The 14939-nt window shown below is 34.8% G+C and carries 30 protein-coding genes; all 30 read right to left on the reverse strand.

All coding sequences use genetic code 11. From position 1 onward, the window contains the following. Positions 1-348 carry a 50S ribosomal protein L17 gene (gene rplQ, locus M0P98_02265; GenBank protein ID MCK9265698.1) on the reverse strand — a complete coding sequence of 116 codons (348 nt, stop codon included), beginning with the start codon at positions 346-348 and terminating at the stop codon, positions 1-3. Next, positions 338-1333, reverse strand: a complete 996-nt coding sequence (locus M0P98_02270; GenBank protein MCK9265699.1) for a DNA-directed RNA polymerase subunit alpha — start codon at positions 1331-1333, stop codon at positions 338-340. The genes rplQ and M0P98_02270 overlap by 11 nt, the downstream gene beginning before the upstream one ends. A gap of 18 nt (positions 1334-1351) precedes the next feature. Further along, positions 1352-1975, reverse strand: coding sequence for a 30S ribosomal protein S4 (gene rpsD / locus M0P98_02275; protein MCK9265700.1), 624 nt, complete (start codon positions 1973-1975; stop codon positions 1352-1354). 15 nt (positions 1976-1990) lie between these two features. After that, complete coding sequence (rpsK, locus tag M0P98_02280) at positions 1991-2383, reverse strand: 30S ribosomal protein S11 (GenBank protein ID MCK9265701.1); 393 nt, start codon at positions 2381-2383, stop codon at positions 1991-1993. A 9-nt stretch (positions 2384-2392) separates the two neighbouring features. Continuing rightward, positions 2393-2818, reverse strand: coding sequence for a 30S ribosomal protein S13 (rpsM, locus tag M0P98_02285; protein MCK9265702.1), 426 nt, complete (start codon positions 2816-2818; stop codon positions 2393-2395). Between the two features lie 108 nt (positions 2819-2926). Beyond that, on the reverse strand, positions 2927-3052 hold the full coding sequence (rpmJ, locus tag M0P98_02290) for a 50S ribosomal protein L36 (protein ID MCK9265703.1): 126 nt from the start codon (positions 3050-3052) through the stop codon (positions 2927-2929). Between the two features lie 33 nt (positions 3053-3085). Beyond that, positions 3086-3304 carry a translation initiation factor IF-1 gene (gene infA / locus M0P98_02295; protein ID MCK9265704.1) on the reverse strand — a complete coding sequence of 73 codons (219 nt, stop codon included), beginning with the start codon at positions 3302-3304 and terminating at the stop codon, positions 3086-3088. A gap of 19 nt (positions 3305-3323) precedes the next feature. Further along, complete coding sequence (gene map / locus M0P98_02300; GenBank protein ID MCK9265705.1) at positions 3324-4064, reverse strand: type I methionyl aminopeptidase; 741 nt, start codon at positions 4062-4064, stop codon at positions 3324-3326. Continuing rightward, a complete protein-coding gene (locus tag M0P98_02305) occupies positions 4058-4702 on the reverse strand; it encodes an adenylate kinase (GenBank protein MCK9265706.1) in 645 nt (214 codons plus the stop codon). Before M0P98_02305 ends, map begins: the two co-directional genes overlap by 7 nt. Continuing rightward, the gene (gene secY, locus M0P98_02310; protein ID MCK9265707.1) at positions 4702-6015 is read right to left on the reverse strand and encodes a preprotein translocase subunit SecY; all 1314 of its coding nucleotides are present in this window, start codon (positions 6013-6015) and stop codon (positions 4702-4704) included. Before secY ends, M0P98_02305 begins: the two co-directional genes overlap by 1 nt. 70 nt (positions 6016-6085) lie before the next feature. Next, entirely contained in the window at positions 6086-6532 is a 447-nt protein-coding gene (rplO, locus tag M0P98_02315) for a 50S ribosomal protein L15 (protein ID MCK9265708.1), read from the reverse strand. Further along, positions 6519-7004: a 30S ribosomal protein S5 gene (gene rpsE, locus M0P98_02320; protein ID MCK9265709.1), complete on the reverse strand. Its 486-nt coding sequence runs from the start codon at positions 7002-7004 to the stop codon at positions 6519-6521. The genes rplO and rpsE overlap by 14 nt, the downstream gene beginning before the upstream one ends. Further along, positions 7004-7381 (reverse strand): 50S ribosomal protein L18, encoded by a 378-nt coding sequence (gene rplR, locus M0P98_02325; GenBank protein MCK9265710.1) that lies wholly within the window; start codon positions 7379-7381, stop codon positions 7004-7006. Before rplR ends, rpsE begins: the two co-directional genes overlap by 1 nt. Next, the gene (rplF, locus tag M0P98_02330; protein ID MCK9265711.1) at positions 7378-7944 is read right to left on the reverse strand and encodes a 50S ribosomal protein L6; all 567 of its coding nucleotides are present in this window, start codon (positions 7942-7944) and stop codon (positions 7378-7380) included. Before rplF ends, rplR begins: the two co-directional genes overlap by 4 nt. A gap of 10 nt (positions 7945-7954) precedes the next feature. Beyond that, complete coding sequence (rpsH, locus tag M0P98_02335) at positions 7955-8350, reverse strand: 30S ribosomal protein S8 (GenBank protein ID MCK9265712.1); 396 nt, start codon at positions 8348-8350, stop codon at positions 7955-7957. Between the two features lie 11 nt (positions 8351-8361). Next, positions 8362-8547, reverse strand: coding sequence for a type Z 30S ribosomal protein S14 (locus M0P98_02340; GenBank protein MCK9265713.1), 186 nt, complete (start codon positions 8545-8547; stop codon positions 8362-8364). Next, a complete protein-coding gene (rplE, locus tag M0P98_02345) occupies positions 8537-9094 on the reverse strand; it encodes a 50S ribosomal protein L5 (protein MCK9265714.1) in 558 nt (185 codons plus the stop codon). The genes M0P98_02340 and rplE overlap by 11 nt, the downstream gene beginning before the upstream one ends. A gap of 1 nt (position 9095) precedes the next feature. Continuing rightward, positions 9096-9419, reverse strand: coding sequence for a 50S ribosomal protein L24 (gene rplX, locus M0P98_02350; protein ID MCK9265715.1), 324 nt, complete (start codon positions 9417-9419; stop codon positions 9096-9098). After that, positions 9419-9787, reverse strand: a complete 369-nt coding sequence (gene rplN / locus M0P98_02355; GenBank protein ID MCK9265716.1) for a 50S ribosomal protein L14 — start codon at positions 9785-9787, stop codon at positions 9419-9421. The genes rplX and rplN overlap by 1 nt, the downstream gene beginning before the upstream one ends. Then, a complete protein-coding gene (gene rpsQ, locus M0P98_02360) occupies positions 9753-10055 on the reverse strand; it encodes a 30S ribosomal protein S17 (protein MCK9265717.1) in 303 nt (100 codons plus the stop codon). Before rpsQ ends, rplN begins: the two co-directional genes overlap by 35 nt. Next, positions 10027-10263, reverse strand: coding sequence for a 50S ribosomal protein L29 (gene rpmC, locus M0P98_02365; protein MCK9265718.1), 237 nt, complete (start codon positions 10261-10263; stop codon positions 10027-10029). The genes rpsQ and rpmC overlap by 29 nt, the downstream gene beginning before the upstream one ends. A 15-nt stretch (positions 10264-10278) precedes the next feature. Next, on the reverse strand, positions 10279-10695 hold the full coding sequence (gene rplP / locus M0P98_02370) for a 50S ribosomal protein L16 (GenBank protein ID MCK9265719.1): 417 nt from the start codon (positions 10693-10695) through the stop codon (positions 10279-10281). Beyond that, positions 10670-11356, reverse strand: coding sequence for a 30S ribosomal protein S3 (rpsC, locus tag M0P98_02375; protein ID MCK9265720.1), 687 nt, complete (start codon positions 11354-11356; stop codon positions 10670-10672). Before rpsC ends, rplP begins: the two co-directional genes overlap by 26 nt. A 1-nt stretch (position 11357) precedes the next feature. Continuing rightward, positions 11358-11705 (reverse strand): 50S ribosomal protein L22, encoded by a 348-nt coding sequence (gene rplV / locus M0P98_02380; GenBank protein ID MCK9265721.1) that lies wholly within the window; start codon positions 11703-11705, stop codon positions 11358-11360. Positions 11706-11727: 22 nt separating this feature from the next. Next, positions 11728-12009 (reverse strand): 30S ribosomal protein S19, encoded by a 282-nt coding sequence (rpsS, locus tag M0P98_02385; protein MCK9265722.1) that lies wholly within the window; start codon positions 12007-12009, stop codon positions 11728-11730. 18 nt (positions 12010-12027) lie between these two features. Then, positions 12028-12849: a 50S ribosomal protein L2 gene (gene rplB, locus M0P98_02390; GenBank protein ID MCK9265723.1), complete on the reverse strand. Its 822-nt coding sequence runs from the start codon at positions 12847-12849 to the stop codon at positions 12028-12030. After that, positions 12836-13120, reverse strand: coding sequence for a 50S ribosomal protein L23 (gene rplW / locus M0P98_02395; protein ID MCK9265724.1), 285 nt, complete (start codon positions 13118-13120; stop codon positions 12836-12838). The genes rplB and rplW overlap by 14 nt, the downstream gene beginning before the upstream one ends. Continuing rightward, entirely contained in the window at positions 13110-13760 is a 651-nt protein-coding gene (gene rplD, locus M0P98_02400) for a 50S ribosomal protein L4 (GenBank protein MCK9265725.1), read from the reverse strand. Before rplD ends, rplW begins: the two co-directional genes overlap by 11 nt. 21 nt (positions 13761-13781) lie before the next feature. Continuing rightward, a complete protein-coding gene (rplC, locus tag M0P98_02405; protein ID MCK9265726.1) occupies positions 13782-14417 on the reverse strand; it encodes a 50S ribosomal protein L3 in 636 nt (211 codons plus the stop codon). A 7-nt stretch (positions 14418-14424) separates the two neighbouring features. After that, positions 14425-14736, reverse strand: coding sequence for a 30S ribosomal protein S10 (gene rpsJ / locus M0P98_02410; protein MCK9265727.1), 312 nt, complete (start codon positions 14734-14736; stop codon positions 14425-14427). Positions 14737-14939: the final 203 nt, after the last annotated feature.

Below are 14939 nucleotides of genomic sequence, written 5' to 3' on the forward strand. Positions count from 1 at the left end.
TCACACCAGTTTTATTATAACCATTTCTGCGTTATCACCCTTACGTGGTGAAAGTTTAATTATTTGAGTGTACCCACCATTTCTGTCTTTATATTTATCAGAAATAGCTGCCACCCTCGACAAACTAGGGGCATGATTTAAAACAGAGTTTATATGCCTTAAACTTGCAAGGTCACCCTTTTTACCTACTGTTATAAGTTTTTCAACTGTTCTACGCAATTCTTTAGCCTTTGCCTCAGTTGTTTTTATCTGTTGATGTTCAAAAAAACTTATAGACATATTCCTCATCAAAGCCTTTCTTTGAGATTTATTTCTACTTAATTTCCTAATATCTTTTTTATGTCTCATTTTTTGCCTCTTGTTCCAATTCTTCTTTAGATTTCAATTTATAACCTCTTTCAGCAAGTTTAGTTTCTATTTCTTCTATAGATTTTTTACCAAAATTCTTTATTTCCAACCAATCTTCTTTAGGAATATTTAACAATTCTTGAAGAGTGGTTACCTGCTGTTGTTTTAAACCATTACAGATTCTTGTAGAAAACTTAAAATCAGACAGATGTATATCGTCGTCTATCTCCTTTGATTCTACCTCTACTGGGTGTTTTTCTACCTCTTCACCTATAACCTGTTTTACTTTTATTGCACCAAAATGCTCTGTTATTATATTGGTAGCCTCGTTCATTGCTTCCATAGGGTCAAGAGCACCTGTTGTATAAACTTCAATTGTTAATTTTTCGTAATCGTGAGACGTTTTATAAAGTATATTTTCTACATTATAGGTAATCTTCCTAACAGGGGAATAAAGAGCATCAATTATAATGGTTCCCAATGGTATAGACGAACCTTTGCTTCTCTTAATATTATCACTCGAAATATAACCCCTTCCGTCAGTAATTTCTAAATCAATAGAAATCTTTTTATCTTTAGTCAAAGTCATAATATGTAGGTCGCCATTCAATGCCTCTAAACTCGTATCAACTATTAGGTCTGAAGCAGTAATTGGACCTTTTTTAGATAGTTGAACATTTATTACTCGTGGAAAGATATCTGTTTCAGTAACATTTGACTTCAAATGCATCTGTTTTAGGTTCATCACAACTTCTACCATATCCTCTTTAATACCTTCCACTTTAGTAAATTCATGAAGCACCCCGTCAATCTTTATAGACGTTACAGCTACTCCCCACAAAGAAGAAAGCAACACCCTTCTTAAGGCGTTACCTACTGTAACCCCGTATCCCCTAATAAGAGGTTCTATTGTAAGTTTCCCGTAATTGGGTTTATATGTATCTTGTTCCCAAACAAACTTCTCTGGAAATTGAAAATCTTTCATATCTCACCCCTTATTAATTTATTTAGAGTAAAGGTTGATAATTAACTGTTCTTCAATAGGTAAGGAAACCTCTTCTCTTATAGGGTGCCTTACAACCTTCATTTTATGCTGTTGGTTATCAACCTGAATAAAAACTGGAACTATATGTTGTTTATATTCATCAATACAACCATCTACAATATCTTTATATTTGCTGTTAGGTTTTAATTGTATTTCATCACCTATCTCCACAATATAACCTGGTCTATCAACCTTCTTACCGTTAATCAAAATATCTCCGTGGTTTATAACCTGTTTAGCCATTCTGCGTGAATAAAACCAATTAGCCCTATAAACAACATTGTCAAGCCGTCTTTCCAGAAGTTGTAACAATATTTCACCAGTAACCCCTTCTGTTCCTTTAGCTATCTCAAAATACCTTCTAAACTGTCTTTCTAAAACTCCATAATAGATTTTAACTTTATTTTTTTCTCTTAACTGTATTCCGTATTCAGACAACTTTCTTCGTCTGACAAACCGTCTACCTCTCTTTTCCCTTCTATCAAGAGGACATTTGACAGTTTCACATCTTCTACCTTTCAAATAAAGTTTAATACCATTTTTTTTGCACTCTTTACATAATGGTTTGGTTCTCTTAGCCATTTTATTCTCCCTTTCTTAAATTTTTCTCCGACTCGGAGGTCTACATCCATTATGAGGAATAGGAGTAATATCTTTTATAGAAAGGATATTCAACCCCCCACTCTGCAAAGCCCTAATAGCTGTTTCTCTTCCAGGACCAGGACCTTTAACTAATACATCAAGTTCTTTCATATTAAACTGAGCTTGAGCTTTTCTGGCTACACTTTCAGATATAAGCTGCGCTGCAAACGGAGTTCCTTTCCGAGTCCCTTTAAAGCCCACAGTACCAGCGCTACCCCACAAGAGAACCCTGCCCTGCATATCAGTAATTGTTACTATTGTGTTATTGAAAGTAGCTTGAATATGAGCTACTCCTTTCAAAATTTCGCTATACTTTTTCTTTTTTTTGACATATTTTTTGTCTGCCATTTTTAACCCTTATTGTTTAGTTTTAGAATCTGCTTGCATACTCTGCTTTTTTGCTTTTCGAGCAGTCTTATCTCTAATAACTCCAACAGTCTTCTTTGGACCTTTTCTTGTTCTTGAGTTAGTCCGGGTTCTTTGTCCCCTAACTGGTAGAGATACTCTGTGTCTATAACCTCTATATGAACCTATCTCTTGTAGCCTTCTGATACTCTCTGAGATTTCTTTTTTTAAATCACCTTCAACTAAAATGTTCTTCTGCACAAAAGCGGCAATCTTTCCAAGTTCTTCTTCATTTAGGTCTTTAACTCTTTTTTCTCCATCAACACCAGAATGTTTTATTATTCTTGCAGCAGAAGTTTGGCCAATACCAAATACATAAGTTAAAGCAACCTCAATTTTTTTATTGTCAGGTATCTCAACTCCTAATAATCTTGCCATGTTATCTCCTTTACTCCAACACTGTAATTCTTCTTTATGCTTAATGGTCCTGAGTCAATATTATCTCATTGAAAAACCGGACCTATTTTATTACTAAATAAAATATCCTCAACCCTGAACCTGCTTATGTTTAGGACCATCCTGAGGATTGGCACAGATTACTCTTATCTTTCCTTTCCTCTTAATTATTTTACATTTCGGACATATCTTTTTTACTGATGCTCTTACTTTCATTTTCTTTCCTCTTATAGTTAAAAAGAATTCTACTTAGATTCTTTTTATAATTCTACCCCTTGTCATATCATAGGGAGAAAGTTCTAAAATTACGTTGTCACCAGGAATAATTTTAATATAATACATTCTCATTTTTCCGCATAGATGAGCTGTAACTATGTGTCCATTCTCAAGTTCTACAAGAAAGGACGTACCTGGTAAAGCTTTGCTTATCTTCCCTTGAACTTTTATTTTTTCTTCTTTTTTACTCATAACTATTCTTTCGTTTTTTTTATTCCGCCAGCAACTCTGGCCCATTTTTTGTTATTAGAACACATTCTTCATAATGCGCCGAATAACTATTATCTAATGTAACAACTTTCCATCCGTCTTCCATTACTTTTACTTCTGGCATACCTGCGTTAACCATCGGTTCTATCGCAAGTATTTCCTTTTCTCTAAGAAGAGAACCTCTTCCTGGGGTACCATAATTAGGTACCTCTGGCTCTTCGTGTAAATATTTACCCACTCCGTGACCAACAAATTCTCTTACTACAGAAAAACCGTTTCCTTCTACAAATTTTTGTATTGCTGAACCAATATCACCTGTCCTTAAACCTGGGATTGCCTTGGCAAAACCTTTATTAAAAGATTCTTGAGTTACTTTTATTAGTTTTGTATGTAAAGAAGATACTATCCCAATCGGAAAAGTCATAGCATAATCAGAATAATAACCTTTATATATTGCTCCAATATCTATTGAAACAATATCTCCATCTTTTAAAATTTTCTCTTTTGAAGGAATAGCGTGTACAACCTCTTCATTTATTGATATACAGATACTTGCAGGGTATCCGTTATAATTTTTAAATGCTGGTTCTACCTTCGCTTCTTTTAAAAACTTTTCTGCTTTTTCATCAACTTCCAGCGTACTTAAACCAGATTTTAAGATATTTCCGAGCTTTCTAAGTACTTCTTTACATTTTATGCAAGAAATACGAATATTTTCAATCTCTTTATTCGTTTTTACCATTTCATAATCTTTCTGATTTCGTCCATCATAAAGTCAACATTAGTTTCACCATCAACAATATGGAAATACCCTTTATTCTTATAATAGTCAATGAGAGGCGCTGTTAAAGTTTTATAAATTCCCAGACGTTTCCTTATAACCTCTTCGGTATCATCTTTCCTTTGCACAACCTTGCCCTTACATATATCGCAAACGCCCTCTTTGATGGGAGGGTGGTTAACCAGATGGTATATTTTACCACAACTCTCACACACCCTTCTATTTGAGAGCCGATTTACAAGAAAATCATCTTCAGCTTTTAAATAAAAAACATTTACCTCATCATCTTCCTTGATAAGATTATCAAGCATTTCAGCTTGTGTTAAGGTTCTTGGAAACCCATCAAGTATAAAGCCTTCTTTACAATTATCCTTAGATATCCTCTCTTTAAGCATCTTGATAACAATTTCATCTGGAACCAATTCACCAGAATCCATAAATGCTTTAGCTTTTATTCCAAGAGGGGTGCCTTCATTTTCGTGTTTCCTTAAAAGATCTCCTGTTGATATAAGAGGCATCTCAAGAATTTCAGATATTACTTCACCAACACTCCCTTTCCCTGCACCTGGAGGTCCCAGCAGAATAAAAATTTTTCTCATTATCTCCCTTTACTTTTCTTTATGAACCCTTGATAATGTCTCACCAGCAAGTGAGATTCTATCTGCCTGATTGTCTCCAGAAGAACTGAAACTACAATCAAAAGACCAACACCACCAAATAAGCTGGCTACCATATAAGGTATTTTTCTATAAAATATCATCATTATATACGGAAACAATGCAATAGCTGTAAGCATTAAGGCTCCAGGCAACGTCAATCTATTTAAAATTTTTTCAAGATAAAGAGCTGTAGATTTTCCTGGTCTTATACCCTGTATAAAACCTCCGTATTTTTTTAGATCTTCAGCTATATTGTCTGGGTTAAAGATAATACTTGCATAAAAATAACAGAAAAATATTGTCAAAAGTGCATATAAAACCATCCCAACACCTTGCGCAGGTGAAAGAAATTTTGCTAAAGTCTGCAAAACCCTATTTGAAGAAAAAGTCATTATAGTTGCAGGGAAAGTTAATATTGATATCGCAAAAATAAGAGGAATAACTCCTCCTTGATTCAATTTTATTGGCAGGTAGGTTGACTGCCCCCCATAAACTTTTCTACCTACAACCCGCTTTGCATACTGAACAGGAACCCTTCTTTCACTTTCGTTAATAATAATTGCAAAAGCTACAACAAGAAACATAAGAACTACCATAATAAGTATAGCAAGAAAGTTGATTTCACGGGCTCTAAAAAGTTCTGCTACTCTGTGAAAACCGACAGGCATCCTTGATAGAATACTAGCACTAATTATTAGAGAAATTCCATTACCTATACCTTTCTCAGTAATCTGTTCCCCAAGCCACATAAGAAAAATCGTACCAGTAGTAAGAGTTACAACAGTAGTAAACCTAAACAATAACCCAGGGTTTGGCACAACCATTATATCTCCAAAATGAGCAGGGTTCTCCAGCCACATACTTATTGCATACCCCTGAAAAACACATAGCCCAACCGTGCCAAATCTTGTTATTTGGGTTAATTTCCTTCGTCCTTCAGCACCACTTTTTTTCAAATTTTCAAAATAAGGGAGGACAGAAGTAAGCAACTCAAGAATAATGGAAACACTTATATAAGGCATAATTCCAAGAGCCAAAATAGTTGCATTACTTAATGCGCCACCAGAAAAAAGGTCAGCAAGGTTAAAAATTGTGTTTGGAACTCTATCAAAAAACTGGTTAAGAGCTCTACCGTCTATCCCAGGAGAAGGGACATAACAACCTAATCTATAAACTGAAACAAGAAAAATTGTAATCAAAATCTTCTTGCGTAAATCTGGCACCTTAAAACTATCCCTAAAGCCATTTAACATTTTTCCACCTTATATAATTTAATTAATTTAATACTTTTTAAAAACCTATATCTCTTACTCAAAATTTTGATTATACTTTTATAACTATTGCTTTACCGCCAGCTTTTTCAATCTTTTCTTTTGCCTGCGTTGAAAAGGAGTGGGCTGAAACCTCTAACTTTTTACTAAAGGTACCACTACCAAGAATTTTTATATAATCTCCTTTCTTTACAAGCTGAGTTGCTAATAAGCTTTCAGGATTTATTATATCATTATCATTAAACCTTGATTCAAGTTGAGAAAGATTGACTATCTCTACAAGGTATCTCTTAATATGAGTAAATCCTCTCTTAGGTAATCTTCTAACCAATGGCATCTGCCCACCTTCAAAATTATAAGAACGAGAAAAACCGCTTCTTGCTTTATGACCTTTGTGCCCACGAGTGGATGTTCCACCGTGTCCTGAAGCGTCTCCTCTTCCAACTCTTTTCCTACTATGTCTTGAGCCCATAGGTGGTTTAATTTCATGTAACTTCATTTATTTCTCCTTCACTTGAAACATTAAGTTTTGACAAAGCCTTTACCGTAGCGCCAATAACATTCACGGGATTTGTGGAACCAAGACATTTGCTAGTAATATCATTTATTCCAGCAACCTCAAGGAAAGCTCTCATAGTTTTACCTGCAACCATGCCATGACCCTTAGAAGCTGGTTTCAAAATAACCCTTGAAGCACCATATTTTGCACTTACGTCAAAAGGGATTGTCGTCTCATTGATTGGAACTGTTATCATACTCTTTTTTGCTTTTTCAATAGCTTTTCTTATTGCTTCAGGGACTTCATTTGCTTTACCTATACCAAAGCCAGCTTGTCCATTCTTATCGCCCACAACAACAAGAGCACGAAAATTTAAATTTTTACCGCCTTTTGTTACTTTAGTAACTCTTCTAATTTCAACAACAACTTGATTTATCTGTGATACATCTTCTTCAATTTGCCTTTTTCTCATTAAAATTTCAGACCTCCTTTTCTTGCAGCATCAGCAAGCGCCTTAACACGCCCTGCATAAAGATAACCATTTCTATCAAATACAACTTTTTCAATACCTTTCTCTTTAGATTTTTTGCTAAGCAGAGTTCCTACTATTTTAGCGCCTTCAACATTGGAGCCTTTAATTTTCTCAGAAAAATCACCTTTAGCTTCGTCAGTTAAACTTGAAACTGTTAGCAATGTTCTGGCAGAAGAAATCTCGTCAACTACAACAGAAGCATATATATGTAAATGGCTTCTATACACAACAACCCTTGGACGCTCTTCTGTTCCTCTAATCTTTTTTCTTATACTTAAATGTCTCTTCTTTCTTTTATCTTCTCTATTTAGTCTCATTGAGCAGCTCCTACACCGGTTTTCCCAGCCTTATGCCTTACATATTCTCCTCTATACCTGATTCCTTTACCTTTATAAGGTTCAGGTGGAGAAATTTTCCTTATTGTTGCAGCATAATTCCCAAGTTTCTGTAAATCCATACTTTTAAGTATTATTATTGTATTTCTTGTAACTTCTGCTGAGATACCTTCTGGAATATCTACTTCAACTGGATTAGAAAATCCAACAGAAAGAATCAATTTATTTCCATTAACCTCAGCCTTATACCCAACACCGTTCAGTTCAAGAATTCTTTCAAACCCTTCTGTTAACCCAACAAACATATTTATAATCAACTTTCTTAACAAACCCTGGAAGGCTTCAGTTTTTCTATATAACTTTTTTTCCTTTTCCTGAACAGAGTTCTTAACATATATTTTCCCTTCTTCAACAACTATCTCTAAAAAAGGAAAAATAACATGCTCCATTTTACCTTTACTGCTTTCAACTTGAATCATATTATCAACAACAGCAACCTTCACACTGCTTGGTATTTCAACCGGTCTTTTTCCTAATCTTGCCATTTTTTATACCTCACCATACATAAAAAAGAAACTCTCCACCTACTCCCAATTCTCTTGCTTTTTCATCACTAAGAATACCTTTAGAAGTAGATAATATAGCAATTCCTTTACCTTTTTTTATCACTGGAATTTCATCTTTAGTTACATACACTCTGCTACTGGGTTTACTTACCTTTTTTATTTCTGTAATACCTTTACTGTTTTCTGAATGATAGATAAGTTCAACTTTTAATCTTTTAGGACCTTCAGTAAGCACTTCGTAATTTTTAATAAAACTATTCTCTTTCATCACCTTTAAAATCTCTTCCTTAAACACACTATAAGGAACCAAGATTTCTGGCTTAGAAACAAGGTTACCATTTCTAATTCTTGTCAGCATATCAGCTACAGTATCTGTCATTGTCATATTTAATCCTCCTACCAACTGGCTTTTCTTACTCCGGGTATCTCTCCTTTTGATGCAAGTTCTCTAAAACATATCCTGCAAATACCAAACTTTCTCAAATAAGCCCTCGGTCGCCCACATCTCCAACACCTGTTTTTTCTTCTAACTGCGAATTTAGGCTCCTTTTTCATCTTTTCAAAAAAACATTTACGCGCCAATTTGTTCCTCCCTTATGGGCAACCCAAGTTCTTTTAGAAGAACCAGAGTCTCTTCCTTGTTTTTAGCATTCGTAACAATAGTAATATTCATTCCTTTAACTTTATAAATTGAATTATAATCTATCTCGGGAAATATGCCCTGTTCTTTAACTCCTATTGTATAACTTCCTTTACCATCATTAGAAGAAGGAGACAATCCATTAAAGTCTCTAACTCGCGGTAAAGCTACGGTAATAAATCTATCCAAAAACTCATACATACGCTCACCGCGCAATGTAACAAAAACTCCACAAATATCTCCTTTTCTCAGGTTAAAACCTGCTATAGCTTTTTTTGCTCTTGTGACAACAGGTTTTTGACCTGTTATTAAAGATAACTCCTTTTGTGCATTTTCAAGAATCTTTGGATCTTTATTATCTTTTCCAACTCCAACATTTAGAACAATCTTAACAAGCCTTGGAACCTGGTTAGAGTTCTTCAACTCAAATTTCTTCATTATTTCTGGAATAACATCATCTTTATAATATTTTTTTAATCTTGAATCCATTTTATTTAACCTCGATATTTTCATTACATTTTTGGCAATATCTAACTTTAGACCCATCGTTAAGCATTCTGATTTTTAATCTTGTTGGTTTACTGCATTTCATACAAAAACACATCACATTGGAAATATCTATCGGTTTTTCCATCTGAATGATTCCACCCTGTTTATCAGCAGATGTTGGTTTTGAGTGTCGTTTGACGAAATTTATACCTTCAACAAGGACTTTTTTTTCTAAAGGCATTATCTTTAATACTCTACCTTTTTTACCTCTATCTTTTCCATGAATAACCTGAACAAAATCTCCTTTACTAAGTTTAAATTTCATTACAACACCTCCGGCGCCAGTGAAATAATTTTTGTAAAATTGCCTTCCCGCAACTCTCTTGGGACAGGACCGAAGACTCTTGTGCCTCTTGGATTTTTATCAGCATCAATAATTACAACAGAATTGCTATCAAATTTTATCTGAGAGCCATCAGACCTCTTTAAAGGCTTAGCCGTTCTAACAACAACTGCTTTAACCTTCTCTTTTTTCTTAACAACACCATCAGGAATAGCGTCTTTAACACTTGCTGTTACTATATCCCCAATGCGAGCATACCTCTTTCTTGAACTTCCGACAATACCTATGACCATAACCTTCTTAGCGCCTGTATTATCAGCTACCGTTAGAACTGACCTGAGCTGCACCATTTTCTCCCCTCTCTCTTTTTTCTAATATTTCTTTAATTTTCCAACATTTATGCCTACTTAATGGCCTGTATTTAACTATTTTCACAATATCACCTTCAACTGTAAGGTTTGCTTCGTCGTGTGCCATAAACCTTGTCGCCTTCTTTACGAACTTGTTATAAAAAGGGTGCCTCACTCTATCTACAACCAACACGATACGAGTCTTTTCCATTTTATCACTGACAACCTTCCCAGTTTTTTCAACTCTCTTTACTTGTCTTAACTCCATTTTTAGCTCCCGATAAATGCTTCTCATTTTTAAGGGTATGCAAAACTCCAATATCTCTTTTTGCCTTTTTAATTACAGAAAAATTCTTCAACTGACCTATATGTAACTGATGATTATATTTATATAGTTTTTCTTCCAAATCTTTAATCTCTAAATCTATCTCTTCTGCAGTAGATTCACGCCATTTTTTTATATCTTCTTTTTTCATTTTAATATCTCGCAATTATATCGTATATCTTTTTACTATCTTTGTCTTATTAGGGAATTTATGAGAAGCTCTTCTTAAAGCTTCCACTGCAAGTTCTTCAGAAACACCTGCTATTTCAAACATAATCCTACCAGGTAAAACAACAGCAACCCAATGAGAAACATCACCCTTGCCACCACCCATTCTTGTTTCTGCAGGTTTTTTTGAGATAGGTTTATCTGGGAAAATACGTATCCAAATTTTACCTCTCGATTTTAAAAAGTGAACTAATGCAACCCTACCAGCTTCTATCTGAGCACTTGTGACCCAAGCTGGTGCTGTTGCCTGCAATCCAAAGTCTCCATAAAAAAGAGAATTTCCTCTGGATGCTTTCCCTGTTAGTCTTCCTCTATGAGCTTTTCTATATTTAACTCTTTTTGGCATCAACGGCATCTTTACTCTCCTTTTCCAAAACTTCACCAGTATAAACCCAAACTTTTAATCCTACAGTTCCAGACCTTGTAAAAGCAGTAGATTTTGCGTAATCAATTTTTGCTCTCAAGGTATGTAGCGGCACCTTACCTTCTTTATATTGTTCAGAACGGGAAATTTCAGCTCCACCAATTCTACCACTAATTTTGACTTTAATACCTTTTGCACCTGATTCAAGAGCAGCAGCTATAGCTTTTTTTATAGCTTGTCTATGTGGCATTCTCTTTTCAAGTTGAACAGATATCGTATCAGCGAGAAACTGAGCACTCTGACCTTGATGTTCGACTCCAATTACATCTATTGATACCTGTTTCTTTTTGCCTAAGATTTGGCTAAGTTCATCTCTTATTCTATTGATATTTGAACCCCTTGTTCCAAGCACTACTCCTGGCCTGGCAGAGAACAGTTTAATTTTTATTCTATCAGACACCTTCTCTATATAGATATCTGTAACTGCACCTCGTTTGGATTCGTCTTTATTAAATTCTTTATCAAAATATCCTCTTATCATACTATCTTCTTGAAGCATCGTTCGAAAATCTTTCTTATTAGCAAACCAATTTCCTCTCCATCCTTCAACTATGCCTAATCTTAAACTAATAGGATTAACCTTTTGTCCCATTTTATTCTGCTCCCGGTTCTGATTTGTCTTCTAACACAACAGTAAGATGACTCATCCTTTTCTTTATTGTAACAGCTCTGCCCATAGTAGCGGCTCTAAACCTTTTTAAAGAAGGTCCCTCGTCTACAGAAATGGTTTTAATTTTAAAATTGTCAACCGAATCTTTCTTCTGTTTAGCGTTAGCGAGAGCTGAATTTATAGTCTTTTTTAAAGTTAATGTACCTTTGTTAGGGAGGCTATCCAAAATACTCAACGCCTCATCAACATTTTTACCAACAAGCAACTCCGAAATTATTCGCAACTTTGTCGGACTTTGCCTTATATATTTAGAACGTGCACTTGCTTCCATTTATCCCTCCGAAAGTTACCCTTTATGTTTTCTCTCTCGTCTTTTCCGTATGAGTTCCGTGTCCCCTAAAAGTACGTGTTGGAGAAAACTCACCAAGTCTATGTCCTACCATATTTTCTGAGACAAAAACATTTATAAAAGTCCGTCCATTATGGACTGCAAAAGTATACCCAATAAACTCAGGAATAATAGTTGAAGCTCTTGACCAGGTCTTTATCGCTTCCTTTTTTCCCGATTCTCTCATTTTCTCAACTTTCTTTAATAACTTAGGGTCTATAAAGGGACCTTTTTTCTTAGATCTCATTTTTTAGATTACTCCTGTTTATTTCTTTCTTTTTTGTACTATAAGCTTATCTGATGGTTTATTTTTCTTTCGAGTTTTATAACCTTTTGTTGGCCATCCCCAAGGACTCTGAGATAGATGACCTTTACTTTTTCCTTCCCCTCCACCGTGTGGGTGGTCAATAGGGTTCATTGCTACTCCTCTCACAGAAGGACGTCTACCAAGCCGACGGCTACGCCCAGCTTTACCGAGAGATATATACTTATATTCAGGGTTACTAACCTGCCCGATTGTTGCCATACAATTTAAAGCAAACAACCTTACCTCCCCAGAAGGAAGTTTTATCTGTGCATATTTCTCACCTTTAACCATTAATGTAGCAAAAGTGCCTGCAGATCTAACAAGTTTCCCGCCTTTTAAAGGTACAGTTTCAATGTTACATATCTGAAAACCCTCGGGAATATCTTTAAGCATTAATCTGTGACCTGGTTTAGCATCAGCCTCTTCACCACACTTAACGTTTGCACCTACCTTCAAACTATCTGGAGCTATAATATAACTTTTTATACCATCGGCATAAACAACCAAAGCTATCCTTGCTGAACGGTTTGGGTCGTATTCTATACTAACGACTTTACCTTCCTTATTTAACCTACCTTTAAAATCAATAATTCTATAAAGCCGTTTATGACCGCCACCTCTATGTCTTGAAGTGATTCTACCTTGATTATTCCTACCTCCTGTCTTTTTAAGACCTACAACCAATTTTTTTTCAGGTTTATCTCGAGTAATTTCAGAATAATCTTGTAGTACAGCGTGTCTTTGTCCTGGAGTTACAGGTTTTAATTTACGTAATGGCAATTTGATCACCCTCCTTAAGAGTAACTATAGCTTTCTTATAGCCGGGTCGATATCCCTCAATTTTAAATTTATACTTTTTCTTTTTCTTTGGCATATTAACAACATTAATATCCACAACTTTTACATTATAAATAGTTTCTACTGCTTTTTTAATTTCAATCTTATTATACTTCTTATCAACACAGAAAGTATATTTGTTTAATGCTATTACATCATTTGATTTCTCGGTAACAATAGGAAATTTTACGATCTTAAAATGTTCAACTGCCATTTTTTTCTCCCAAATATTGCATAAGAGTCCCAAATACTTCATTTTCTACTATAACTCTGTCTGCTTTAATTATTTCATAAGCGTTTAGTTGGTCAGAATAATCATACTCAACTAAGTTTAAATTTCTAATCGACTTTACCAAAGCTTCATTTTCTTTATTGCTTTTATTAAGAACAAAAAGAATTTTATCCTTCTCAAAACCAGTTTTTTTCAAAAAAGATGAAAAGATTGAAGTCTTTGGTTCCTTAACTTCACCCCTAACAAATAGAGCAACTTTATCTTCTTTCAGTTTATCTCTCAAAACTTCTTGTAATGCTTTAGCTTTTACTTTTTTAGGGAGTTTTTCAACGTATTCCTTTGGTTTAGGTCCAAATACAACTCCTCCATGTCTCCATAAAGGGTTTCGAATAGACCCTACTCTTGCTCGCCCGGTACCTTTTTGTCTCCAAGGTTTTCTGCCACCGCCAGAAACTTCGCTTCTTGTCTTTGTTGAGGCAGTACCTTGTCTTTGATTAGTAAGGTAAGCTTTGACATAATAGTATATAACTGCCTTGTTTAGAGGCGGTGCAATAATTTCCGCTGCAACAGATTCTTCGGAGATAATTTCACCTTCAATATTGTAAACTGGTATTTTTTTCATTTTTCAAACCTTAATTAGATGTTATTTTTTTAACGCTTTTTTGATAATAATGTAGTTTCCAACGCTACCTGGTACTGCCCCCTTAATAAGAATCAGATGGGATTCAGGAATAATTTTTACTATTTGAAGATTCTGGACAGTTGTTTTTCTATTTCCCATATGCCCACTCATCTTCTTGCCTTTAAAAACTCTTGCTGCATCTGTTCCGCCAATTGAACCAGGCGCCCTATGAGACATTGAACCGTGAGTTGATGGTCCACCTCTAAAATTATGTCTTTTCATTACACCCTGAAAACCTTTACCTATAGATTTTCCTGTTACATCAACAAAATCTCCCTCTTTAAAGATATCTACGGTTAATTTTTGACCAATCTCAATATTTTGCAAAGATTGTTCGTCCTTTAACCTAAACTCTTTTAACATTCTACATAATGGAAGATTGTTCTTCTTAAAAAAGTTGAGTAGTGGCTTAATCAGTTTCTTTTCTGAAACTTCATTATAGCCGAGTTGAACAGATGTGTATCCATCTTTCTCTTTATTCTTGATACCTGTCACGTAGCAAGGTCCTGTTTCAACGACCACTACAGGTATAACCTCACCTGTTGGACCAAAAATGTGGCTCATTCCTATTTTTTTACCTATTAACCCTATACTCATTTTCCCCTCAATTAAGTTTCATTTCAACTTCTACGCCAGCAGGCAAATTTAGTTTTCCCAAAGAGTCTACTGTCCTTGCAGTTGAATCCATAATATCTATAAGTCTTTTGTGAATCCTAATTTCAAATTGTTCTCTACTGTTTTTGTTTACATGAGGAGATCTTAGTACAGTATAAATCTCTTTTTTAGTAGGTAGAGGAATAGGTCCCACAATTTTCACGCCTGATCTTCTCGCAAGTTCTACTATCTCTTCCACAGATTTATCCAGAAGTCTGCTGTCAAAAGATTTTAGTTTTATACGGATTCTTTTGTTGTTCATTTTTGCCTTCTTTTTTGTTTATTTTATTGTTTCACTTTCTACAAAAATAATATTATACCTTTTTTTTTTGAAAAAAGCAACCTTTATTCTAATTTTATGTAATAATTTCTGTAACAGCGCCTGCACCAACAGTTCTTCCACCTTCACGAACTGCGAACCTCTGACCTTTCTCTAATGCAATAGGATATATAAGTTCTACTTCC

This window comes from bacterium (assembly GCA_023230585.1).
Classification (GTDB): domain Bacteria; phylum Ratteibacteria; class UBA8468; order B48-G9; family JAFGKM01; genus JALNXB01.